At 42.2% G+C, this 25399-nt stretch carries 19 protein-coding genes; 10 read left to right on the top strand and 9 right to left on the bottom strand.

All coding sequences use genetic code 11. The annotated features are described in order from the left end of the window. Positions 1–63: 63 nt before the first annotated feature. The 3 genes from QL984_RS06485 to QL984_RS06475 all read right to left on the bottom strand — a co-directional run bounded on the left by QL984_RS06485 (position 64) and on the right by QL984_RS06475 (position 7263). Positions 64–3285 (bottom strand): S41 family peptidase, encoded by a 3222-nt coding sequence (locus QL984_RS06485; RefSeq protein WP_082918294.1) that lies wholly within the window; start codon positions 3283–3285, stop codon positions 64–66. Positions 3286–3430: 145 nt separating this feature from the next. Continuing rightward, positions 3431–4819 carry a 5-methyltetrahydrofolate--homocysteine methyltransferase gene (locus tag QL984_RS06480; RefSeq protein ID WP_138764426.1) on the bottom strand — a complete coding sequence of 463 codons (1389 nt, stop codon included), beginning with the start codon at positions 4817–4819 and terminating at the stop codon, positions 3431–3433. A 32-nt stretch (positions 4820–4851) separates the two neighbouring features. Continuing rightward, positions 4852–7263 carry a TonB-dependent receptor gene (locus QL984_RS06475; protein ID WP_128583404.1) on the bottom strand — a complete coding sequence of 804 codons (2412 nt, stop codon included), beginning with the start codon at positions 7261–7263 and terminating at the stop codon, positions 4852–4854. A 330-nt stretch (positions 7264–7593) separates the two neighbouring features. Here QL984_RS06475 and QL984_RS06470 point away from each other — a divergent pair, with 330 nt between their 5' ends. The 3 genes from QL984_RS06470 to QL984_RS06460 all read left to right on the top strand — a co-directional run bounded on the left by QL984_RS06470 (position 7594) and on the right by QL984_RS06460 (position 9411). Beyond that, on the top strand, positions 7594–8085 hold the full coding sequence (locus QL984_RS06470) for a transcriptional repressor (RefSeq protein ID WP_128583418.1): 492 nt from the start codon (positions 7594–7596) through the stop codon (positions 8083–8085). Continuing rightward, a complete protein-coding gene (locus QL984_RS06465; RefSeq protein WP_033103579.1) occupies positions 8085–8501 on the top strand; it encodes a MerC domain-containing protein in 417 nt (138 codons plus the stop codon). Before QL984_RS06470 ends, QL984_RS06465 begins: the two co-directional genes overlap by 1 nt. A gap of 73 nt (positions 8502–8574) precedes the next feature. Continuing rightward, entirely contained in the window at positions 8575–9411 is an 837-nt protein-coding gene (locus QL984_RS06460; RefSeq protein ID WP_128583403.1) for an alpha/beta hydrolase-fold protein, read from the top strand. A gap of 44 nt (positions 9412–9455) precedes the next feature. On the opposite strand, the gene QL984_RS06455 is transcribed toward QL984_RS06460, so the two are convergent. From QL984_RS06455 to cynR, 3 genes are all read right to left on the bottom strand, one after another. After that, positions 9456–10358, bottom strand: coding sequence for a homocysteine S-methyltransferase family protein (locus tag QL984_RS06455; RefSeq protein ID WP_128583402.1), 903 nt, complete (start codon positions 10356–10358; stop codon positions 9456–9458). 177 nt (positions 10359–10535) lie between these two features. Next, a complete protein-coding gene (locus QL984_RS06450) occupies positions 10536–10781 on the bottom strand; it encodes a DUF3297 family protein (RefSeq protein WP_008112798.1) in 246 nt (81 codons plus the stop codon). A gap of 100 nt (positions 10782–10881) precedes the next feature. Further along, the gene (gene cynR / locus QL984_RS06445) at positions 10882–11775 is read right to left on the bottom strand and encodes a transcriptional regulator CynR (RefSeq protein ID WP_016898996.1); all 894 of its coding nucleotides are present in this window, start codon (positions 11773–11775) and stop codon (positions 10882–10884) included. Positions 11776–11880: 105 nt separating this feature from the next. Here cynR and QL984_RS06440 point away from each other — a divergent pair, with 105 nt between their 5' ends. The 6 genes from QL984_RS06440 to QL984_RS06415 all read left to right on the top strand — a co-directional run bounded on the left by QL984_RS06440 (position 11881) and on the right by QL984_RS06415 (position 18755). After that, complete coding sequence (locus QL984_RS06440; protein WP_128583401.1) at positions 11881–12540, top strand: carbonic anhydrase; 660 nt, start codon at positions 11881–11883, stop codon at positions 12538–12540. 24 nt (positions 12541–12564) lie between these two features. Further along, the gene (gene cynS, locus QL984_RS06435) at positions 12565–13035 is read left to right on the top strand and encodes a cyanase (protein ID WP_028834723.1); all 471 of its coding nucleotides are present in this window, start codon (positions 12565–12567) and stop codon (positions 13033–13035) included. 77 nt (positions 13036–13112) lie between these two features. Then, positions 13113–14321, top strand: coding sequence for a CynX/NimT family MFS transporter (locus tag QL984_RS06430; protein ID WP_128583400.1), 1209 nt, complete (start codon positions 13113–13115; stop codon positions 14319–14321). A 187-nt stretch (positions 14322–14508) separates the two neighbouring features. After that, positions 14509–16098 (top strand): alkaline phosphatase, encoded by a 1590-nt coding sequence (locus tag QL984_RS06425; RefSeq protein WP_290172142.1) that lies wholly within the window; start codon positions 14509–14511, stop codon positions 16096–16098. Between the two features lie 11 nt (positions 16099–16109). Then, on the top strand, positions 16110–17906 hold the full coding sequence (locus QL984_RS06420; protein WP_058155545.1) for an alkaline phosphatase: 1797 nt from the start codon (positions 16110–16112) through the stop codon (positions 17904–17906). Positions 17907–18026: 120 nt separating this feature from the next. Beyond that, positions 18027–18755, top strand: coding sequence for a hypothetical protein (locus QL984_RS06415; RefSeq protein WP_290172138.1), 729 nt, complete (start codon positions 18027–18029; stop codon positions 18753–18755). Here QL984_RS06415 and QL984_RS06410 read toward each other — a convergent pair. Further along, positions 18730–20625: a monovalent cation:proton antiporter-2 (CPA2) family protein gene (locus QL984_RS06410; RefSeq protein WP_290172136.1), complete on the bottom strand. Its 1896-nt coding sequence runs from the start codon at positions 20623–20625 to the stop codon at positions 18730–18732. The genes QL984_RS06415 and QL984_RS06410 overlap by 26 nt on opposite strands. Before the next feature lie 303 nt (positions 20626–20928). On the opposite strand from QL984_RS06410, the gene QL984_RS06405 reads away from it, so the two are divergent. Beyond that, positions 20929–21453, top strand: a complete 525-nt coding sequence (locus tag QL984_RS06405) for a hypothetical protein (protein ID WP_290172134.1) — start codon at positions 20929–20931, stop codon at positions 21451–21453. A gap of 38 nt (positions 21454–21491) precedes the next feature. Here QL984_RS06405 and QL984_RS06400 read toward each other — a convergent pair whose 3' ends face one another. Together QL984_RS06400 and QL984_RS06395 are read right to left on the bottom strand one after the other, a co-directional pair. Further along, the gene (locus QL984_RS06400; protein WP_290172132.1) at positions 21492–22382 is read right to left on the bottom strand and encodes a hypothetical protein; all 891 of its coding nucleotides are present in this window, start codon (positions 22380–22382) and stop codon (positions 21492–21494) included. A gap of 207 nt (positions 22383–22589) precedes the next feature. Then, complete coding sequence (locus tag QL984_RS06395) at positions 22590–25124, bottom strand: TonB-dependent receptor (protein ID WP_290172130.1); 2535 nt, start codon at positions 25122–25124, stop codon at positions 22590–22592. Positions 25125–25399: the final 275 nt, after the last annotated feature.

Below are 25399 nucleotides of genomic sequence, written 5' to 3'. Positions count from 1 at the left end.
TAAAAAAACCTGCAAATTTGCAGGGTTTTTTATTGGTATTAGCTTGTTTAGCTATGCAGCAAATTAAAACTTAGAAGGTGCTGGTGGTATCACTAAGGGTTGTTTAGGATTTTCTTTAAGCTCCTTTAATAACTCTTGTACAGCACGCTCTATTGATGGGTCTTGGCCTTTATAAATAAGCTCAGGACGATCGATTACTTTAATATCTGGTGCAACACCTTCGTTTTCTATGATCCAGTTACCTTTTGTATCTAAAATACGGAATGTAGCAGCAATTACTTGCCCGCCGTCTACAAGGCTTGGGTTACCAGAAATACCAATTAAACCACCCCATGTACGGGTACCAATTAGCTTACCTAGACCAGCTTGGCGGAAGTAGTAAGGAATTGCGTCACCACCAGAACTTGAATAGCCATTTATTAGCATGGCTTTAGGACCATTGTGTGCAAACTGCGGTGTTTTAGTTGGTTCTACACCACGGCGTTTCCAATAGTTAAGCGGTTTACGCGCAAGCCAGGTGATCATATGCTCAGGAATAAAACCGCCGCCATTGTAACGGTCATCAATAATCATGGCGTCTTTGGTTGTTTGCGGCATGTAGTTTTTAAACATGGCGCGGTTACCCTCATAGGCTGTATTTGGCAGGTGCACATAGCCAATACGCCCACTTGATAGCTTATCAACGTAGGCTGCACGCGAATTAACCCAGTTTAAATAACGTAGGCCTTGCTCACTTGCTATCGGTTTTACAGTTATTTGCCATGCGCCTTTGCTACGCGGCTTGTTGTTTAGCACTAGCTCTACTTGCTCGCCTTGGGTGTTTTCAAGGAGTTCGTAAAAGTTAGCAACGTCTTTTACTGAGCGGCCATTTACCGTAATAATGTAATCGCCGTTATGTGCTTTTACACCTGTGGTGCCAAGCGGTGAACGGAAATCGTCATGCCAGTTTTCACCTTTAAAGATTTGTTCTATTTTTACATAACCAGATGGGTCGCTTGCAAGCTTAGCGCCTAATAAACCATGGTTTTTACGCTCTGCTTTAGGCATATCACCCGACTGCACATAAATATGGCCAGAGTTAATTTCACCGGCAATTTCGCTAAGAACATAATCAAGGTCGCTACGATGGCTAATGGCATCAGCCATAGGTTGGTATTTAGCTAAAATAGCATCCCAATCTTGTCCGTGATGGTTTTCGTCGTAGAACCAATCGCGCAGTGTGCGCCAACCTTCTACATACATTTGTTGCCACTCTGCTTGCGGATTAATTTTAAGCGTCATTTTGCTTAAATCGAGCTTATTTGCGTCTAAATCTTGTTTTGGCTTAGGTTCAATTAAGCTGTAACCGCCATCTGTATGTACAAGTAGGTGTTCGCTATTGCTTGAAATGGTGTAATTACTAACGCCTTTGGCGACTATTTCTAGCTCACTGTTGTGATCGGTGCCTATTAGCTGTAAACCGCCATTAGCAAGAGTCAGTACGCCGTCTTTTACTGCGGTTAAGCCACGGTAATCGCCCGCAGGGGCATTAAGTGCGGTAACACGTTGCATAAAGTCATTGCTTTGCAGTGCATTTTTAACTTTTTTGTCGTCTTCTTTTTCATCTTCTTTATCTTGGACAATCGTGGCTTCGTCACTTTGTAAGGCAATAAGCGGTTTAACACTATCGTTTACTGCAGCTGCATAAATACGAGTTGCACGATTAAACATGTAATCAAACTCGTAGCTACTAAATGCCAGGTTAAAGTCGCGCTCTGAGCTAAAGTAAAGATATTGACCATCAGGCGAAAAAGTAGGGTTTTGCTCATTACTCATTTCGTCTGTTAAGCGCGTTACCTTTTTCTTTTTAAGGTTGTAGTGCCATAGCGAGGTATAACGGTTTTCATTATTTTTAACAAATACAATGTCTTGGCTGTTAGGCGACCAAGTATATTGAGTAATGCCGTCTTCGTCGTAAATACCGGTATCAATTTTGTGTTGCTTGCCCGATTTTGCATCTAACCACCAAAGTGTGTTGTTTTTATCTGAAAACAACAATTTAGAGCTATCTGGTGACCAAATAGGCGTAAAGCGCCAAATAGTGCCATTGCTAGTGAGTTGCTTAATAGCATTATTTTTACTGCGATCTTTTAAGTAAATTTCGTACTCGCCGCTTTCATCGCTCATGTAGGCTATGTAGCGCCCATTTGGTGACCAGCTTGCATCTATTTCGCGGCTTTTTTCTGTGTAAGATAAGTTGCGTGTAGGCCCTTGTTTAATTGGTACACTAAACAACTCACCACGGGCAGTAAATACAGCACGTTTACCATCGTGAGAGAGCGACATAGAATCAATAAAATCGCTAACATTTTTGCTATACGGCATTGCGTATTGGCGCACGCCAGCAATGTTAATGCTTAGCTTAGCGCTTTTTTGTGTTTTTGCGTCAAAGCGATATAAATAACCGCCGTTTTCATAAACAATCGCATTTGGGCCAGCTGAAGGCCAAAGTACGTCAAAGTTTTTATAGTTGGTAAGTTTTTTTGGTTCGCTGCCTTTGCGGTACTGGTAAAGGTTTAGCGTGTAATCACGGTCAGACACAAAGTAAATATTGTCACCAACCCAAGTTGGTTGCTGGTCGGTTGCACGGTTTGTAGTTAGTTGTTCTGAGGTGTTTTTTTCTAAATCATAAATCCATACATCTTGCGCACGACCACCACGAGTACGTTTCCACGTACGAAACTCTCGGTCAATTGGCGTATAAACATACTTGCTGCCATCTGGAGATAGCATGCCGCCACCAGTTTCTGGAATCGCTAATGGCTGCTCAAGTCCGCCATCTGCAGGAACCATGTAAGGGCGGCCCATACGTTTTCCCCATGGTGTGCGGTTAGCTCTAAATACCACATTTTTACCATCGGCGGTCCAATCTAAAACGCGGTAATCAAAACCTCCACGCGGTGGCATTGGGCCAACGTCATTATAATAAGTAAGTTGCTTTAGGTTTGAACCGTCACTGTTGATCACATAAATTTGTCGGCTACCGTTATACTCGGCTGAAAATGCAATGCGCTTACCGTCAGGGGAAAACTTAGGAAATGTTTCAAAGCCAATATGGTCGGTTAAGCGTTTGCTTTCGCCTGTTTGCGTATTCGCAATATAAATATCGCCACTGTAGACAAAGGTAACGGTTTGGTTATGGATATCTGGAAAGCGGAGTAAACGAGTGTCTTTAGTCTCATAGGCCGATACACCCGGCGCGATTGCTGCAGCCAAGGCAAGAGCCAATGTTGTTAGTTTTTTCATGGAATTACGTCCTATATTAATAGCTATCCCATCATAACAATAAGGTGCAAAATAGCGATGCACTTACGATAAAAGGTCTGTTACAAAATGTGAATAAAAAAGGTTGGCAAAAAGCGCCAACCTTTAAGTAAATACGGATATGAAATTAATGTTCGTGTTCTTTTTCTGCAATACCTAACCAAGTGATAGCCGCTGGTGGGAATGTAAGTTCTAACTCGCCTTCAATCTCTAAGTCTTCTAAGTGTACTTGCACAACGTGTTGGGCTATTGGGTCGGCTACGTAAGCAAACTGACCATTTTGCGCTACTGTCATACTAAACTTCATGCCTTCAGGCATAGTTGTTACGTCTTCTTGCGTGATATCAACTTGACCTGCTAGCTCCCAGTGTATGTGATCGTCGTGCGCATGCGCCTCAAGCACATTTAAAAAGCCTAGGCTGTCTAAAACTAAAAAGTGCTCGCCATTCGCTGAGAAAGAGTAAGAAACAGCGCTTGCGCCATCGGCTAGTTGCCATTCAAATTCTTCCATTTCAGCTTTCGCAGGATTTATACTCACAATCACAGCAGGGCCGCCGCCGTGACCAGATGCAACACCAATAAAGGTTTCGCTGCCCTCATGGCCGTATATACTACCAATGCGTAAGTCGCCGACGGCATCAATATTTATTACTTTTTCAGCGTGGTATTCGTCATCATGCTGGTGGGCTAATAGCACACCGTCACTACAGCCGAACGCTACGTAATCATGGTTTTGTGCTGCGCCGTGCAAATCAGGGCATGTTAACTCTAACGTTTGTTCAAGTTCGTATTCGCCATCATGAAAGTGATAAACACCTACCTGATCCGGCAAAATTTTAGCGTTTGATGTACTTTCGGCATCATCGCGGCGAATGGTCGCTAATAAATGCTCTCCACGAGGCTCAGCGACGCCGTGCATATTAATGTCGTAACTAATGCCAGGTAGGGCCGCTGTTGCGTTTGTTATGTCGTTATCTGTTAATACTTCAACAGACGCAGTTGTGCCTGATGCTGCATCACCATCATAAAATACCGCTAACTGACCATCGTGTTTTACCAAGTGAGTAGGGCGACTGCCACTGGTTAACTCATAATTACTAAAAGCAGGGCTTTGTTCGTAATCATGAAGGTGTGCGCCGTGATCTTCACGCCATAAGCCACCGTCTATAAAGCCGAGGTAATCTTGAGCGCGGCTAGCAATCACGGCATAACGAAAGTCAGGCGACGACGATAGCGTGTTTGAATCATTAGTAAGAGTGAATGTATCAAGAAGCTCATTGTCGTCTAAGTCGAAAAAGTTCGCTTCGTTGCTATCGCCAGCAAGTATCGCAAGCCTACCTAATGAATCAATAGTGTATTCATCACCGTGGTCGCCACCATCGCCATGATCGTGGCCGTCATCAGGTACTTCTATTGGGTCTTTTTCAACAATGTTTGTTTCTGCATCACCACAAGCGGTGATTAATGTGCTGCTTATTGCCAGTGCAATTAATTTTAATTTGAATAGTTTAGTCATGTTAATTTCCTTTATTTATAATTTTTTAGCGCTTAAAAATAACCGCGAATACCTAACGCAAAGCTACGACCTGGACGTGGTGCTATATTCTTTAAAAATGAGCTATGCACGCGCGCTTCTGTGTCTGTTAAGTTAGTGCCACGTAGATACACGGACATATCTTGATTTAGCACTGATAAGTCATATGAAACGCTGGCATCAAGCATGGTGTAGCCGTTTGTGGTTGTTTCTTCTGGCGCGGTACGGTCTTGCTCTTGATAACGAGTTACGTGAAGGTGCGCACTTAGCTTATTTGTTTGGTAGCTAAACTCAGTACCAAAACGTAGCGGTGGTGTGCGTGGTAAATCGCCACCGTCTTTAAGGCGTGCACGAACGTAATCTGAGAATAAATTAACTTTAAACTCATCGGTTAACTGCCATGCAAATTGGGCTTCAAAGCCATGCAAAATTACGTCATCTGTTTTAAATAAATAAACTGGGAGTTCAGATGAGTGATCATGCTCGTCACCGTGGTCATGATTATGCTCATCACCATGGTCGTGGCCGCTTTCGGCGTATAGGCCTGTGTCGATTTGGTAATAATAATTGTCTACTTGGTTGTAGAAAGCATTAAGAATGAAACCGATATCACCTTGGGTTTTACGAAACGTTAAATCAATATTGTTTGCTGTTTCTAGGTCAAGCGCTTGCTCAGATAAACCAAAATGTCCGTCTTCATGAATATCAAATAGTGCGCCTACTTCATAAGTACCAGTTCCAATGTGAGGGCCGAATGATAATAGCTCAGACACCGAAGGAGCGCGCTCAGAACGAGATACCGATAAACCCAAGTTGTAACTAGGTGCAAAATCCCACACGACACCTGTTGATAAACTGACAGGAGTGAATTCTTGTTCTACGTCAAATACGCGAGTATTGCCGGCATGTTCTTCATGAGCATGATCGTCATGAACATCGGTGTCATTGTGTGCGTGTGCATCAATGTTAGGTAGTAACACGTTATCAGCATCGATGGTTACCCGTTCAACTCGGCCACCTAATTGCACTAAAAAGTCACCAAAGTGTTTTTCTTCCATCAGTGCTATAGCAAAGCTTTGTGTTTGTGACGGTGGTGTGAATGCCTCTGAGCCTTGCGCTTCAACATCACTGTGTTTGTAATGAAAGCTCAAACCACCATTCCACTGCGCAAACGGGTTATGCATTAAGTCTACGCGTAACTCATTGGTTTCATTTTCAAACGTGGTACCCACTGCGCCATGTTCAATTTCAGCATGTTCGTAATCTGTAAAACCTGCGCGCAGGTTTACTCTATTAAGCCATTTGTTATCAAGGTTATATTCACCTAGCAACTGCACTTTAGTTTGCTCTAAGTCGGCATATACGCTTTCCTCAGCGCTATTAACATCTTCGCCACCATGGGTGTGGCCTGGAATGCCGTATTGACGATTAAATTGCTCAACAGCTATACCTACAAAACCTTGATCAAATAGATAGCTAGTACCTAAGGTAAAGCCGTCAGACTCTTCATTACTATTTGCAACGGTGTAATCGCCACTATGTTCTTCATGGTTATGGTCATCATGGGCTAATTCAGCGGCCACGGGTATTTCATAGTCATCGGCTTCACGCCAAAAGGCGTCGGCATAAAATGCAAAGGAATCAGTTCCTGTAGTGGCGTTAAACGAGGCTACTTTTTGATTATCAACAGAGTTGTGCTCAAGGTTCCATTCGCCGCGAGTTGTGCTGTCGGTAGGCACCCGATTATCAACTACATTAACCACACCACCAATGGCGCCGCTGCCATAAAATAATGTGGCAGGGCCACGTAATACTTCGATTTGTTTTGCGGTTGATGCCTCTGATGCAACGGAGTGATCAGGGCCAACGCGCGAAACATCACTGACATCAAGGCCATTTTGAGTAATTAGAACACGCGGCCCGCTTAAGCCACGAATAATAGGTGTACTTGCTACTTTTGCATGAAAGTTAGTATTAACCCCCGGGAGTTTTTCAAGGCTATCGCCAAGGGTTGCAGCTTGCTGCCGTCTTAATTGTTCGCCAGATAACACGCTAACGGGAGACGCGGATTCCATTGCCGACATGTGAATAGGCGTCGCTTCAATATCAATTACTTCAATGGGTGAACGTTCTAAGTTAAAGGTAATTGATTGGCTTTTATCATCACTAAATGTGATATCTCGATGCAGATGGGCATAACCAGGGGCGGTAATATGAAGTTCTTTTAAACCACTTTTTAAATCAGTTATTACGAACTTACCGCTTGCATCTGTTACTGCTGTTATATCTGAGCCTTCAACTTCTACAGTTGCGTTGGTCACAACTTTACCTTGGTTGTTTAGAACAACACCTTCGATGGTATTTGCAAGCGCATTTGTTGGTAGTAGGGCTGCTATAAACAAAGCTAATTGAGATTTTCGTGTCATTTGAATTCCTTTGCGGATGTTATATTGTATCAATTGTGCTTGAAATGTTATATTGTATCAATAGTTAATTAACTAAAAATCACTCAGGATATATAATTTGGCTGCTTCATCTACATAATTTAAATTAAATTTATTTAAATTCAGTGCTTTAAGTGTTTCTGTCGTTGTTTAGGTGTTGTTCGTGGGGGATCTGTTTGCTGTAAAGCAAAAGTTAGTTGTTACATTTATTTAGCTCTAGTTAATAAGTTTTTAGGTAAAACCACAGCGGAGGCATTGAGCAACAAGGATGGCAAAGTTAAAACATCAGCCCACTACATTAGAGTGGGTAATATGAATAAGCAGCAATTTAAAGAGATGATGGGTTTTGCGATAAAAAGATGTGAAGCCTTTGAAAAAAAATTAACGCCAAAACGTCAGCAGGTATTTGAAATTCTATTGAAAGCAAATAAACCTTTGTCTGCTTATGAGTTAACAGATCAATTTAATAAGCAAATAAATACACCGATTTTGGCAATGTCCGTTTATCGGATATTAGGTTTTTTAGAGTCGGTAGGTCTGGTACATAGATTAAAGTTAGAAAATAAGTTTATACCGTGCAGTTACGTTAATGATGATAGAGAGCATCAACTATCGATGTTTTTAATTTGTAGCTCTTGTAATAAAGCAAGTGAGGTGAATGACCTTAACAATTCGGTTAAATCTTTGTTTAGGGAACTGAAAATGAAAGGGTTTACGCCAGCAACTTCGCAATTAGAAATCTCAGGTGTTTGTTTTGGGTGCCAGCAAAGTACCGCTAACACAATTAAAAAGAAGGATAAATAATGAAGCTGACTCAAACGACAGCAGACAAGTTTGCCATTGGGCTTTCGTTAATGTGCACGGTACATTGTTTTGCAACACCGGTTATTTTAGCGCTGTTGCCAAGCTTTGCTGTACTACAAATAAATGGTGAACAGTTTCACTTATGGGTTCTTGCTGCAGTATTACCAACAAGCTTATTAGCTTTAAGCTTAGGCTGTAAAAAGCACAAACGTACACGTTATATGGCGTGTGGAGTTGTTGGTCTAGCTTTTTTGATAATTGCAGTATTGCTAGGTCAAGAAGAGGCCGAAAAAGCACTCACTTTAATTGGCTCCGCTTTTATCGCATTAGCCCATTGGTTTAACTACCAACAGTGTTTTAAAAAAAATAACGAAAAATGCCGCTGTTCAGGTGATAAATCAGACCAACTTGTTTAACACTGCCAGTGTTAAACATAGCGACTATGTGGCATTGTAATTATAAATATCGTTTTTTAGGTAAACTAATTTAGTGAATACTGCTTTAAAGCTTTTGCTGTTACTTTGTGTTTTCATCTGTTTTAAATTAAGCGCAAATACCCCTTACGAAATCCCCAGAAGTACTGTTGTAGAGCTCACTGATCCTGCTACCAAGCGGGTGTATCCTATTTTTATCCAGCTACCTAAGTCATATGCAAAGGAGCCTAATAAAACGTATCCTGTTATTTATTTAACCGATGCGCCGTATGCATTTCCTATTGTTGCCGGTGCCACACGGTTTCCAATGAATAGCGGCAAAATGCAACAGGCTATTATTGTGGCGATTGGCTATGAAAAAGGCTCAAGAGGAGCTAGTAGTCGAGTTAGGGATTATACACCCACTCAATCCCTGAGCTGGAAAAAACAAACCGGTAACGCTAAAAATCATGCACTGTTTTTAAAAAATACTGTGCTGCCGTTTATCGAAAAAAGTTACCGAGCAAGCAACACGCAAAGAACGTATATAGGTAACTCGTTAGGTGGCTTATTTGGCGCCACTGTTTTATTTACGATGCCTGAGCTATTTAGCAATTATATTATTGGCAGCCCGTCGGTTTGGTTTGATAATAATGCACTGCTAGCGTTAAAAGCGAATAAGCCCCAAATGCCAATAAAGGTTTATGTATCTGTGGGCGCAAAGGAAACGCCAGCCTTTGGTGAAGGGCAAAATATGGTTGAAGGCGCAGCGCAACTTGTGCAAAAAATTAACGCGCTTAATAGTGATAATATAAAATTAAAAAGTGTTGTTATTGAGGGAGCGCAGCATGCAACCGCATTCCCAACCACCGCAATACAAGGGCTCGATTGGGTATTGGGAAGCAGTCAATAAGCTCAAAAGGGGTTCTCGATACTTTTGTAGTTAAATAAGCGATATTAAAGCGCTTTAATATCGCTTTTCCACTTTACCAGCGCTGCTATGAATTCGGGGCCAATACCACAGCAGCCGCCAATAATTGTTGCGCCTAGGCTATGCCATTGCTTTGCAAACGCTACATACTCAGCGGGTGATAAGTCGCGGTAACCTTGCGAGCCTTCATTGGCTTTATAATCGCTGGCGATTGGTGTAAAACCATTTGCAAAGACCCCTAAATCAACATTTTTATTCTGCTGTTTTAGTACGCGATTAGTGTCGCGTAGCGCTTGTTCAATAACCTCAGGGATAGAGCAGTTAAAGAATATGCCCGCTATATTATGTTCGAGTAATGCTAAGATAGCGTCGGATACTAATTCACCAGAGCGCAATGTCGCTTGTTCGCTTACTTCATCATTTAAGGTAAATGCGTAATAACATGGTTTGTTTGAATTCTTAAGCACCCTTGCCATAACCCGCGCTTCTTCAATGTTTGATATGGTTTCACCAATCCAAACATCGACATATTCGTCTTGTGCTTTATACAGGGTATTTAAAATAGTAAATGCGCGTTCACTTTGGAAAAAATCAGCACGGTACGATCCAAATGCGGGTGGCAATGAACCCGCAACTAGCACGTTTTGATTAGTGTTTTGAGCTGCTTTTTTTGCAATTACAGCAGCTTGCTGTGCAAGTGCTGCACCTTGTGCTTGGTAAAGCGTTTCACCTAAATGAAAGGGGACACACGCATAGCTATTTACTGTAATAATTTCTGCCCCCGCATTTATAAAAGCTTGATGCGCTTGAGTTACGCATTGTGGTGCTTCTATTAAAGCTTGTGCACTCCAAAGTGGCTGTGAAAATGGCGCGCCCATGCGCTTGAGTTCACGACCCATGCCGCCATCTAATATTGTTAACCTACTCATAATGGACTTCTATACGTCTAAATAATTAAGGCTATTCAAACATACTTTTTGAAAATTCATAATGAAACTTCATCAGGTTGAGTATGAAAAAAGTTCAACATGTTAAAGCTGTTTTTAAAAGGCACAAAAAAAGCGACTACCCAGTAAGGTGTCGCTTTTCTTTTTACAAGTAAGCAATTACTTGTAAAACGCTTCTACAGTGCCTTTTACTTTCATAAGTAATGGCTGGCCGCGACGGTCTAGCGCTTTAGGTGCCGCTACTTTTATCCAACCTTCGCTGATGCAGTATTCTTCAACGTCAAAACGCTCTTTACCGTTAAGTGTAATACCGATTTCATGCTCAAATACTTCTTCTACATAAAATTTGCTACGTGGGTTGATAGACAGTTGATTTGGTAATTCTGGTTTGTTTGTATCAGTCATATTGGTGATCTGCGTTGAATTAATTATGCGCTATTGTAGGCAATAGCTGGCTTATGCTCAAGCACGACATTCATAAACTGAGCGGCTTTTAGTTTTATCGTTATATGTTTGAGCTTATTGCCTCAGCGGTGCTGTGAGCCAGCTCTATAAAAGCGGCTGTTGCGGCACTTTGGTAAGCATCTTGTCGCTGTAGTAACACCGCGGTACGTTTTAATAATGAAGGTGCAAGAGTAATGGCAACTAACTCTTCGTGTTTACTCGCTATGTTAGAGGGAAGCAAAGTAGCTAGTTGTGTATGGCGCACTATTTCAATAACGGCACTGAGTGAATTGGCTTCCATAAGTACATTAGGCTGCACCTTGTGTTGGCGACAATGACGTTCAATTTGTTCGCGAGTTGCAAACTCATTACTGAGCAGCACCAGTGATTGTTCATTTAAAGTGCTCAGGTCAATACGGTGTTTGCTAGCTAAAGCATGGTGTTTATTTACTACTAAAGCGAGTGTCTCTTGTAATAAAGTTTGGGCGTGTATGTCTGCACTATGGTTGCCTTCAAAGGCTATACCTACATCAAACTCATCATCTAACAAACGATTTTCCATGCGTTCTTGCGACATTTCTTCCATGCTTAAGGTGATGTTGGGGTAGTGCTGATGAAATGCGTTGACTAATGGCCCAATAAAATAAGTAGTAAACGTCGGCGTAATAGCCACTCGCAATGAACCTCGGCTGAGGTTTTGTACATCATGAATCGCCCGCTTACCTTCTTCTAAATCCTGCAAGGCTCTGTGTGCATAACGAGCATATACCTCACCCGCATCGGTTAACTTTACGCTGCGCCCTGAGCGGTCAAATAAAGGTGCACCGAGGGTTTCTTCAAGCTGTTTAATTTGTTGCGACAACGCAGGTTGAGACACATATAAGGACGCTGCTGCTTTGGTGAAGTTTTTGTGCTTGGCAACGGCCAAAAAGTAATTGATGTGGCGAAGTATCATAGCTAACTATAAGTATTTCTTATCGGTATCATAATATACCAGTCTTTTACCTTATTAAAAAGCGGGCGTAATATTCACCTCATCGACAATATAGAGACACCCGTTATGAAAGATATCATTGAAGGTTTTTTAAAGTTTCAAAGTGATGCATACCCAGAGCGTGCCGATTTATTTAAAAATTTGGCTACTAAGCAAAATCCACGGACTTTGTTTATTTCATGTTCTGACAGTCGTTTAGTGCCTGAGCTCGTAACACAACGTGAACCTGGTGGATTATTTGTTATTCGCAATGCCGGAAACATCGTCCCATCTTACGGGCCTGAGCCTGGCGGGGTTTCTGCATCAGTTGAATATGCAGTTACTGCACTGCAAGTGACCGATGTGGTTATTTGCGGCCATTCTGATTGCGGAGCAATGACGGCAATAGCAACCTGTAAGTGCATGGATCACATGCCTGCTGTTGGCAGTTGGCTGCGTTACGCCGACTCAGCTCGCATTGTCAATGAAGCGCGCAATCACGCAAATGAACGTGAGCATATTGAAGCTATGGTACGCGAAAACGTTATCGCACAACTTGAAAACATTAAAACCCATCCATCGGTGCGTCTTGCGCTTGGCGAAGGTCGCTTGGCATTACATGGCTGGGTTTATGATATCGAATCTGGCGGCATTGAAGCTTTAAATGGCGCAACGAATACGTTTGTTTCCCTTGCCGAACATACCGATGTTCGTGCATATCCAATTCAGCTTCCTGTAGCTGTTTAACCAACCATTGTAAGAGGTACTATTATGATCCAATCTCAAGTGAGCAACACGGCGCGCCTAGCATTAACCGATATAATTATTGCTGCAAAAGCAGAAAAAAATCTGTCGTTTGAACAAATTGCAGAGGGCACAGGTTTAAGCGACGTTTACGTGACGGCGGCTTTATTAGGCCAGCACCCATTGCCTGCAGAAGCCGCTGAAAAAGTGGCACAAACGCTGGGCCTTGATGCAAGTGCGGTTGAGTTACTTAAAGCTATTCCACTACGTGGTAGTGTCGAAAACAATATGCCAACCGATCCGACTATTTACCGTTTTTATGAAATGATGCAAGTATACGGTACAACGTTTAAGGCATTAGTTCATGAGCAGTTTGGCGACGGTATTATTAGTGCAATTAATTTTAAAGTAGATATGAAAAAAGTTGAAGATCCTGAAGGTGGCTCACGTGCTGTAATTACGCTTGATGGTAAGTTCTTACCTTACAAGCCTTTCTAAACGCTTTATAATATTTGTATATAAACAGTCGGCGCTAAGCGCCGGCTTTTTTTGGTTATTAAGGATGGTTTTTATTGATGAGTAATCACAGCACTTCTACTTCTTCTTATGTATCGGCGCTTTCGCTTTTTTGGCCAATGTTAATCATTGCTGTGCTCGCAATGACCTTACGACCCACGCTTACCTCTACCGGCCCATTACTTGAAGAAATTCGTTTAAGCACTGGGCTTGGTTTACAAGGGGCGTCTTTGTTAACCGTACTCCCTATGTTTTGTATGGGCGTGTTTCCATTATTGCTTCCTTGGCTTGGGCGTTATTTAAGTGAAAATGCGTGGATTGCTGGTGGATTGTTTGCAATTGCATTAGCTGGTTTTTGGCGTTTGTGGCTTGGCAGTGGTTGGGCGTTAATAATCAGTGCGCTATTAGGCGGTACAGGCATTGCAATAGTGCAAGCGATGGCTCCAGGAGTGGTTAAACGTTGGTATCCACAGCGAGTTCCTTTAGCTATGGGAGTGTATTCTGCCTCACTTATGGCAGGCGGTGGTATAGCTGCAATATTAACGCCGCGAGTGGCGGTGCACTATGGCAGTTGGCAAGCAGGGCTTGGAGTGTGGCTTATTATTCCTGTTATTGCTCTGTTGCTTTGGTGGTTAAGGCCGCAGGAGCCGATGGACGCAAAGCATAACAGTATTAAGCTTAATTTATTTTTTAACCAGCGAGCATGGTTACTTGCTGCCTATTTTGGACTCGCTAATGGCGGTTACGCGTGCATGATTGCTTGGTTACCTAGTTACGCTCAGGATTTAGGATGGAGTGCACAAAATAGTGGGGAGCTTATTGGCGTTATGACTGTTTTTCAGGTAAATGGTGCATTGGGTGCACCGGTATTTTCAGCACACCGCTTAGACAGGCGACCTTGGTTATTTTTTGCTGTTGCGATTCAGCTAATAGGTTTTATAGGATTAATATTGATGCCCGATTCTATGATGAACGTTTGGGTGGGGATGATAGGGTGTGGTTTAGGTGCTTGTTTTTCGCTAACACTCACCGTGGCGCTCGATCACTTGTCTAATCCAAAATTGGCAGGTGTACTCACTGCGTTTGTCCAAGGTGTTGGCTTTATTATTACCGCTATCGTGCCTTATATAGCAGGTGTTTTACTCGATGTTACTGCACGCTATCAAGCATCTTGGTTTATGTTGGTAATAACGCTAATTGCAATGCTGTTTATGACCACCCGCTTTGCTCCTGCTACGTATGCAAAGGCTATAAATATTACCCATTAACTTTTTAATGGGATTTAAGCTTTTTTAAATCCCATCCCCTTTCACTTTATTCTGCGTTTTATTGCCACCGTCATTTTTTCTTCATCAAAATTACCTTTATTAGTCATAACTCTTTTTTAGAGTACAGCGGTTGATGTTTTTTGTGTTCACACTTTTAAAAATAACCACTACATAATGGGAATTACGGATGAAAATTAAAAAAGTTGCTGCGGCAATCGCACTAACATTTGCGTTTAGCGCCGTTAGTCATGCCAATGTTCTACCGCAAAGTCAAAAAGACAGCAGCTGGTACAGCGCTGCCCAAGCAAAACTAACAACAAAAACAACGCAAGCGCAGGCAATTAAAAACACTAAAGCTAAAAATGTTATTTTATTTGTAGGCGATGGCATGGGTATTTCTACCTTAACCGCAGCGCGTATTTTACAAGGTCAACGCAATAATCAGCTTGGCGAAGAAGGCTATTTAAGCTTTGAGCAGTTCCCTTACTCTGCGCAAGTTAAAACCTATAATGTGGATGCACAAACGCCAGACTCTGCAGGCACCATGACGGCCATGATCTCAGGTGTAAAAACCGATGTGGGTGTTATTGGTGTTGATGAAGATATTGAGCGCGGTGAGTGCTCAACGGTGGCTGGTAATGAGTTACTTACAGCCACTGAGCTTGCTGAAATTAAAGGCCTAGCAACAGGAATTATCTCTACTGCCCGCATTACCCATGCAACGCCTGCGGCAACCTATGCTAAATCGGCTGATCGCAACTGGGAAGATATCTCAGACATGCCTGAGGCAGCAGTGAATGCTGGCTGTGAAGATATTGCCTCACAGCTGGTTAATTTTGAAAAAAACCTAGAAGCACGCTTTGTCGGAACCGATGTTGATGGCTTAGATTTTGTGATGGGTGGCGGCCGTCGTCACTTTTTACCAAAAGAGGCCGCGGCTAATTCTACTGACGCTATGAGCGCCGTAGAAGGCGATCGTACCGATGAGCGTAACCTTGTTACTGAGTGGCAAACACAGTATCCAAATGGCACTTATGTGATGGATGAAGCCGGTTTTAATAGCATTGCCGATGACGCCACTAAAGTATTTGGTTTATTTAACGAATCGCACATGCAATACGAAGCTGACCGTGCCAACGATATAGCAGGCGAGCCTTCACTTACCGAGATGACCACCAAAGCCATTGATGTACTGGGTAAAAACGAAAAAGGCTTTTTCTTAACGGTTGAGTCGGGGCGCATTGACCATGCTCACCATGCGGGTAACGCATATAATGCACTTAATGACACCATTGAATTTGCAAAAGCAGTACAAGCTGCCGTTGATAACACCAATCCAGAAGAAACCCTTATTTTAGTTACTGCCGACCATAGCCATGTATTTACTATTGCAGGTTACCCTAAACGTGGTAACCCAATTTTAGGTAAGGTGGTTGCTGTAGGGCAAACTACACCAACGCTAGCTGCTGATAACATGCCATACACCACAGTAGGTTATGCAAATGGCCTCGGTTTTAGAAACTTAATCGATGAAACGGATGCAGACGCAAGCTATGAAACAGCTGCGGTTGCAGGACGTGTTGAGCTAAATGGTGTTGATACAACAACGCCAGGTTTTCACCAAGAAACCACGGTACCACTGAGCTCTGAAACACACGCAGGTGAAGATATTTCACTGCATGCAACCGGACCGGGTGCTCACCTAGCTCAAGGTGTTATTGAGCAAAACGTTGTATTTCATTTAATTAATCAAGCTCTTGAACTAACTCAGCAATAATGGCGGCTCACATGAATAAATTAACAGTACTTTCTTTAGCAGTAATGGTCGCATTAACGGGGTGTTCGAGTGATGACGACAAAAACAGCAATAATATTTTAGCGGTCGATCTCCCAATTGCAGTGGGATCTGCGCAATGTATCAATGGCGGCGTAGAAACACAAAGCGGTGTTGATACCAATACAAACGGGCAATTAGAGAGCAACGAAGTAACGCACACTAACTTAGTCTGTAACGACCCAGCCACCTCATTAACGAGTGAGCAGCTGGCGTCTCTTAGCAATAACGTATGGTTTAGTGATGCACAAACTAAGCTCGCCGGCGCGCAAGATGCTGCAAGTAAAGTGGTAACTGAATCGGGTAAAGCTAAAAATGTGATCTTGTTTGTTGGCGATGGAATGGGTATTTCTACTGTGACAGCTGCCCGTATTTTAGCGGGGCAATTACAGGGTGAAATGGGTGAAGATCACCAATTAAGCTTTGAAACCATGCCGTACTCTGGGTTTGTAAAAACCTATAACGTGGATGCACAAACGCCAGATTCTGCCGGTACAATGACGGCAATGGCCTCAGGTGTAAAAACCGATGTGGGTGTAATTGGTATAGACGAAGCGGTTGAACGTGGTAGTTGTGCATCAGGCAAAGGACATGAGCTTGTTACATCATTAGAGCTGGCTGAGATTGCCGGTAAGTCTACGGGTATTGTTTCTACTGCACGTATTACCCATGCAACACCTGCGGCAACCTACGCTAAATCGGCAGACCGTAACTGGGAAGATATTTCAGATATGCCTGCTTCTGAGTCAGCTAATTGTGAAGATATTGCCTCACAGCTGGTTAACTTTGAAAAGAACCTAGAAGCACGTTTTAGTGGTGTTGATGTAGACGGAATTGAAGTGGTTATGGGTGGCGGGCGTCGTCACTTTTTACCAAAAGATGCCGCGTTTAACTCTGCTGATGCTGTTAGTGCTGTAGAGGGCGATCGTACAGATAATCGCGACTTAACCGCCGAGTGGAAAACGCAATATCCAAATGGTGCTTATGTGATGGATCAAGCGGGTTTTGCTGCTATTGATGCAACCACAACTGAGCGTGTATTTGGTTTATTTAATGAATCTCACATGCAGTACGAAGCCGACCGTGGCAATGATATTGCAGGCGAGCCTTCATTATCACAAATGACCGAAAAAGCGATTGATGTGCTTGATAACAACGAGCAAGGCTTTTTCTTAACGGTTGAGTCGGGACGTATTGACCACGCGCATCATGCGGGTAATGCATACAACGCACTGAACGATACTGTAGAGCTGGCTAAAGCAGTAAAAGTAGCGATGGAAAACACCAACCCAGAAGAGACGCTAATTGTAGTAACAGCCGATCACAGTCACGTATTTACCATTGCGGGCTACCCTAAACGCGGTAACCCAATTTTAGGTAAAGTGGTTGGTGTAGGGCAAACAGAGCCCAGCCTTGCTGCCGACGATATGCCTTATACTACAGTTGGTTACACTAATGGTTTGGGCTACAGAGACCTAGGTGCAGAAACCGATGCTGATGCATCTTACTTAGCAGCACCCGTTACAGGGCGTGTTGATTTAAGTAATGTTGATACTACAACGCCAGGTTTTCACCAAGAGGCACTTGTGCCACTATCATCAGAAACTCACGCAGGCGAAGATGTAGGTGTGTATGCAATGGGCCCTGGGGCGCATTTAGTAACAGGTACTAATGAGCAAAGCTTTTTATTCCATGTTATGGACTTTGCCGCTGACTTTGTAAAAGCCGCGGATGAAAAAGTAGCGCAATAAACCTTGCGATATAAAACAACCCGCACACTGTGCGGGTTTTTTTATGTCATTAAACTGCCATTATTTTTGGTTATGTTAAAGGCAATTAAGCTAAAAGCGATTAACTATAGAGATAGCCCAATGAAAAAAGTATTTTTAATAATGAGCGCATTATTTAGCGTAAGCAGCTTTGCTGAGCAGTGCGATATAAATCCACAGGTATTAAAAGCCACTTACACTATTATTAATAAGGCTCCACAAACGCTTAAAAATAATAAGGCAAACAGCCAAACTCTCACCCTTTGGCGAAATGAGCAACAAGTGGCGCACCAAAGCCAAGTTATAACAGAGCTTTGGCAGCATACGAGCAACAATCAAATACGGCCTATTCGTTATTTTAATGCGCAGCAGCGCGGTATTGAATATCAGCCATCAGAGGTGCAAGGAGTGCAAAACTGGAGTGCAAAAGTACAGCTGGTAGATAATCATCTCATTGAAAAAATGACATTAGTGAGCACTGAAGGTGAAGGCTGCAACGAAATAAAAAATTACAGCTTAGAAGAACATAACTCTCAGTATAACTTGGCATTTTTTACCCATTCAAAACTGGTAAAAACATTTAGCATTAGTAACCTAGCGAATAAAGCAAGCATGTCACTTAGCTTAGACGCGGTGCAAAATGACACACCAGCGATTAAGGCTCAGTTTGTAAAGTGGGATAACTTTCAAACCACCGACTATGCTGACATTGGCGATAACGAAAGCGACCCATTTTTAGCAAAAATGATTAACCTAGGTTTTATAGAGCACGGCGCCACCGGTTTTTATAATCCTCAAGGTGAGGCTATTCAAGGTGGACATCATCATTAGGTCGTTTTTTAGGCTTAGCAGAGTCTTCTGTTAAGCCATTTTCATAATCGTTGGCATCACAGGTATTTAAATTTTGCTGTGCTTGCTTATCTTGCTGTAATACCTGTTTTAAATCTTCCATACGTTGGCGTACTGCAACGCCGTAGCTGGCATCATCTCCCCAAAGCTCAGAAAGTTGTAACACAGATGCACGGTCATGATCCCTAAATAATTTACCAGCACGCTCAGCGTCTTCTTTGCTATTGCCAAGTAGCTGCAGTGATTCTATGGCTAAGTTAATGGCTGAGTCGACGGTTTCGCGGTTAAATGCATCCACTTTTAGATTCAGTAGTTGATACGCATGGCGACGATCGATTGCGCGCGCCACTATTTTTAATTGTGGGTAGTTTTTATGTGCCAGCTTAATAATTTCAATGGTTTTATCTGGGTTATCAATCGCAACAACCAGCATTTGTGCAGTATGCGCGCCTGCGGCTTCAAGCAGTTCTTGGCGAGCAGCATCACCGTAAAATACGGTGTTACCAAAGCGGCGCAGCAGTTCTATTTGGCTTGGGCTGTGATCAAGTACGGTAATTTCATAGCCTTGTGCATGTAATAAACGTCCCATAATTTGCCCAAAGCGGCCATAGCCCGCAATAATTACATGTTTAGCGGTATTTATTTGTTCTGGTTTATCAAACTCAGGCTTAGTGCTACTACTGCGTTTTTGTATTTGCTCATACAGCATCAGTAATAAAGGAGCTATCAACATAGATACCGCAACCACTAAGGTCACTAGACTGGTTTGTTCTGGGGTTAAAATACTTAATGTGGTGGTCACGCTTAAAAGTACAAAAGCAAATTCACCACCTTGTGCTAGTGCCAATGTAAACAGTAGTTTTTGCTTTGAGCTGATTTTAAATGTGACAGCAAGGGCAAACAAAATGCAGGCTTTAATGACAATTAATAAGGCAACTAAAGCAACCACGGTACTAAATTGATTAAATAATAGCTCAAAATTAATTGAAGCCCCTACAGTGATAAAAAATAGTCCTAGCAATAGGCCTTTAAAGGGCTCTATGTCGGCTTCTAATTCGTGTCTAAATTCACTTTCGGCCAATACTACACCGGCTAAAAAAGTACCTAAAGCAGGTGATAGGCCAATACTGTGCATTACAAGCGAAATAGCCACGACTAAAAACAATGCAAAAATAGTGAATATTTCACGCATGTGAGTTTGTGCGATGTATCTAAACAGTGGCGCAGAAACATATTTACCGCCGGCAATAATAGCGGCAATAACAGCTACAGAAACGCCTACTTGTTGCCAAACAGGCCAGCCTGCAATGATTGAATCGCTAATTTGTTTTGAGCTACTTGGTGCAGCAAACGCGAGTAAGGGGAGTAGCGCTAAAATAGGAATAATGGCAATATCTTGAAATAATAAAACCGAAAATGCATTTTGCCCAGCTTCTTGCTTTAACCAGCCTTTTTCTTCGAGGCTTTGCAATACAATCGCGGTAGAAGAAAGTGCCAGCATTAAACCAATGGCCAATGCGGTTTGCCAATGCATGGTAAAAAACCAATAACAAAAGGCAAAAATAACCGCCGCAGTTAGCACCACCTGTAAGCCACCAAGCCCTAAAATAGAGTGCCGAAGCTTCCATAGTCGTGAGGGTTGTAGTTCAAGTCCGACCAAAAATAGCATCATCACTACGCCAAATTCGGCAAAATGCATTACATCGGTTTGATCCCCTACGACTCCTAATGCATATGGGCCTATCAAAATGCCAGCAATTAAATAACCCAGTACTGATCCTAAGCCAAGTCGTTTGGCAATAGGAACAGCCACAATGGCGGCGGCTAAATAAATTAAAGCAATTTCTAGCATGGGGTGCTCTCTTGAGGTTAGGAGTTATTTATATTTTGATACTACTATAAATTAAGTTTGAGTTAATTGTGAAAGAAACATTATTAACGCATACTAATCCGCAATACTATTTAATCATTTTGAACGGGTAAACCAGATGTTAGTTGCGTTAAAAACTTCTCTTTTAGAACAACTAAATAACAAAGTTTTACCTTGCTATCGACACGATTGCCTTCCCTCAAAATAGCTCACTTAATTAAGCGAATTGGTATTACTTTATTGTGTACCATTAAATTTAATAATATGTTTTTTATAGGAACTAAAATGAGTATTAAGCTGCTTTTAAAAATTATGCTGACCACTGTGTTTGCTGCGGTATTTACACAAACGGTGCAAGCTCAACAGTACAAGGTTGAGTTTGAACCACAGCGAGCTGAGCTTGAACAGCAAATTACTGGTGATGAATTTAATGACTATTTAGTTAGTGCAAAAGCAGGTGATATCCTGAATGTGACTCTGACTCCTTCAAATTTAAGTAATTACTTTAATATTTTGCCCTTAGACAGTAATGAAGCCGTATTTATTGGCTCAATAGAAGGGCATGAAGCTAAATATCAACTCAGCACAGATGGAGATTATATTGTGCGAGTTTATTTAATGCGTAATGCAGCGAGACGTGGTGAAACAAGTGATTATAAGTTAACCATCATTAAACATGCAGGTGTAGCCGTGCCTGTAAAAACTATGCACCCAAGCTGGGATAGCGATGGCGATGGAATAAATGATTGTGAAAACGATGGCAGTTGTGACCACACCGTTGATTATACAAAACCAAAAACGGTCAATTAATTGACCGTTTTATATGATTTAAAAGTAAGATTAGATTATTAGTCTAGCTTTACTGAACCAGAGATATTATCGATACTAACATCGCCAGAGCCTGCTTCTGTAATTGTTAGCCCTTTAGCGTAATTAACGCGAATATCGCCAGAGCCATCTTCAATCGTCACGCTTGAGCCAATATGTTCAATCAACATATCTCCTGAGTTATCGTCTACGGTGACTGCGCCTTTAATATGTTTAATAGTTATGCCGCCCGAGCCATCTTCAACATTTAATAAGCCTGTTACGTTAGTCACTTGCATTTCGCCCGAGCCATCTTCAATAGCGACATTACCACTGACATTATCAATATCAATGCTGCCTGAGCCGTCATTTAATACTAAGTCGCCGACCACATTTTTTACGTAAATACTGCCCGAGCCATCATCAATATTTAGGTTTTTAGCACTATTGATAGATAAGCTGCCAGAACCATCTTTTACATCAATATTGCTTTGCATCTCGTTAATAACAATATCGCCTGAGCCGTCGTTAATATCTAAATTTAGGGTGTTAGGTACGGTAACAACTAAATTGATACTTGGTGATTGCCCGCTGTAAAAGCTAATCCCATTATTACTTTTATTTTGTGCAACAAGTTTTGCTTGTGTACCGCTTTTCTCAAGGGTGAGTTCGTATTCATCGTCAATGTCGGCGGTGTAAATGATGGCATCAACGCTAATATTGGTTGCAGTATTAGAGCCCTGAATATCGAGCGAACCGGCACCACTTAATATCGCTAGGTACTCAAGGTTATTGCTTGGTAGTGAAAGCTGCTGGGTTTGTTTAACTGATGCGACACTGGGCGATATGTGAAATACACAACCGCTGAGTAATAAAATGCCGCTAATTAGTGAAACGGGCTTAGTGAAGTTGAATAGAGTTGATGCGCTCATGTTTAGTCCTTTGATATTGATTATTTTAGTTAATATACAAAGTATAGAGCAAAATTGAGGCCGAAATGTAAGTTATTGTTTTATATGAAATGGCAGCAGTAGTTAAAAAGTTAAAATGCCAAAATATGGTTAAAAATACTAAATGTTAATAAAAAGGATGCACACTGCATCCTTTTGTAATTACTCTATTGTTAATGGGCGTTTTACTTAAAAATTGTAAGTAATGTTACCGTATAAAAAGCGCCCATCTAAACTGTAGGGTGTGTAAGGCGTGTACGGAAATATTTGGCCAAAGTTAGAGTAGCCAATATTATCTACCGTTGCTTGAGGGTACTGATCGAACAAGTTATTTGCACCCACTGCAAATTTCCACGCTTCGTTAGGACGATAAGCGACTTCTAAATCGGCAATCCATTTAGCATCTAAATATTCATCACCCTCGCTGGTGGTTGAAATATCTGCCACTTCCCCATAGCGAGTTGCACGCAAGGTTGTTTGCCATTGGTTAAAGCTCCAAACAGCCGATAGGTTTAACTTGTTATCGGGTGTGCCTTGCTCAAAACGGCCTACTTCACGACGGGCAAATACCACGTAGTCATCGCCTAAAGAATTTAGCTCGCTCGGGTTTGCATCTACATGAGTCACTTCGGTATCGTTAATGTTTGCCGCCGCATTTAAGCGCACATCACCCAATGTATTTAAATCAAGTGTGTACGTTGCCACAATATCAACACCTTGCGTGCGCGAATTGATGGCGTTGGTAAAGTAACGAACACTTTCGGTATTTAGCTCGCCAGCATTCGCTAGAATTTGCTGCACAGCGTTACCGCTTAAGTTTTCAGAGAGTACAATCCGGTCATCAATATCAATGCGGTACGCATCAACTGTTAAGCTAAAGCCACCTTGGGTATAAACAAATCCAGCGGTAACATTAACCGAGTCTTCTGCATCGAGCTGTTTTGCACCTAACGCTTGCGCTGCAGGAGCAGAGCTTGGGAATAGACCAACTTCAAAAGGCTGGTTATTTTCGAGAATAGTCGATATTTGACGGTACGAGCTTTGTGCAAGTGACGGCGCACGAAAGCCAGTACTTGCCGCACCACGTAACGATAGGTTGTCGTTAATACTGTAACGCGTGGCTAATTTTGAAGTAAATGTGTTACCAAAATCGCTGTAATCTTCATAGCGACTGGCTAAAACAACATTCCATTTATCAGTTAAGTAAGTATCAAATTCAGCAAATACAGCAACATTATGACGACTTTCATTGGTTGCGCTTTGCGGCCCAAACCCAGGAAGCACTTGCGCACCGCCAGCAGCAATTGGGTTGCCGTTGTTATCAAGCGCAGTAATATAAGAGGCTTCTTCGCCTTGCTCTATTTTATAGCTTTCACGGCGGTATTCAGCACCAATAGTGAAAAACACATCATCGGGTAGACCAAAATCAACGCTGGTATTAGCATCAAAATTAACTAAAAACTGATCGTAAACCATGGCGCCGTTATCAAACTCAGTTTGGCTGTTAGTACCTAACGAAGTATTTAGGCTATTTACAACCCCTAAACCAAAGTCATTTCGGCCGTAGTTGGTGCTTACATCCCAAGTCCAGTCGCCACTATCGCCTTGTAAACCAAGTGCCAGCGAGTAATCTTTTACGTCGGTAGCAATTTGTGGCAAAAAGCCATTAGGGTATAGCTCTAAAACATTGCGGCTGTCTTTTGCACGACGGTAAAATCCGCCCGAGTTACCTTCACGCTCTGAATAGCTACCAAACGAATAAACATTAAAGCCATTCTCTAAATCGTATCCCATATTGTAAAACAAAGCGTAGTCTTCCAACGCTGCTTTACCAAAACGGTGATTGTAGCGATCAATTGTAAATTCGCGTGGGTCTAGGCTGCCATCATCTAGGCGGTTGTATTGTTCGCGTGGATCAAAACCAGAGCGTTGAGTTGAGTCGTTATCACGGTATTCAATTGATACATTTACAAAACCATTGTCTGTTAATGAAAAACCTGAGTTTGCGCTAAGTGTGCGTGTACTACCGTCGTTAACGTGACGATCGTCGCCTAAATTAAATGCAAGGTTGCCGTTATCATCCGCATAAGTGCTATTTAGTTGCGGTACACCGGCCATTTGGCTGTCGTATTGGCCATAAGTTACGCTAACACTGCCGCCTTCGGTGGCATCTTTTAAAACAATATTGATTACTCCCGCAATGGCGTCAGAGCCATATTGTGCTGCAGCCCCATCGCGCAGTACTTCAACACGCTTAATTGCAGAGGTTGGGATCATGTTTAAATCAACCGCGGTAGAGCCGCGACCAACCGTGCCCCCTAAGTTTAATAACGCACCAGAGTGGCGACGCTTACCGTTAATAAGGACTAAGGTGTGATCGGGTGCAAGGCCTCTTAAAACCGCTGGGCGAGCATGATCGGTGCCATCAGAGAGTGTGGCACTTGGGTAGTTAAAGCTCGGGACTTGGTTAGCGAGCACTTGGCTAATTTCAAGTTGCCCCGTACTTGCCATATCGTCACTGCTAATAATATCTACAGGCACAGTACTTTGCGCAATACTACGCAAACTGCGACGCGTGCCTGTTACTGAAATTACTTCGATATTTTCTTCGACTTGGTTAGTTTGCTCAGCCGCATTAGCAGCTGAAAAAGAGGCGCTAAGTGCGGTGGAAATAGCCAAGCTAAGTGCTAATTTTTTATTAGCTGATAAATGCTGAAAAGTCATTAAGCGTGCCTTGAAGATTTTGAAAAGGGCGCATCATATATAAGCGGCTAATGCATCGCAAAGATCTAAATTGACTAAGTTATTCAACTATTTTCATAAAAATAAGTGATCGGAATAATAGATTGAAATAGGAACAGACAAGGAGGCTAAAATATAGGATTATGCTTATTTAGGCAGCGAAAATGACTAACTTGGTTTAAAGCTTTGCTAAAGGGGTTTAATTATAAAGAAGCTACAGGCCAAACGATTAATGTGGCCTGTAGGGAATTAAAAAG

It is taken from the genome of Pseudoalteromonas sp. APC 3495, assembly GCF_030407645.1.
Lineage (GTDB): Bacteria > Pseudomonadota > Gammaproteobacteria > Enterobacterales > Alteromonadaceae > Pseudoalteromonas > Pseudoalteromonas tetraodonis.
The sequence above is the reverse complement of the archived record's forward strand: the minus strand, read 5'-3'. Positions and strand labels throughout refer to the sequence as shown.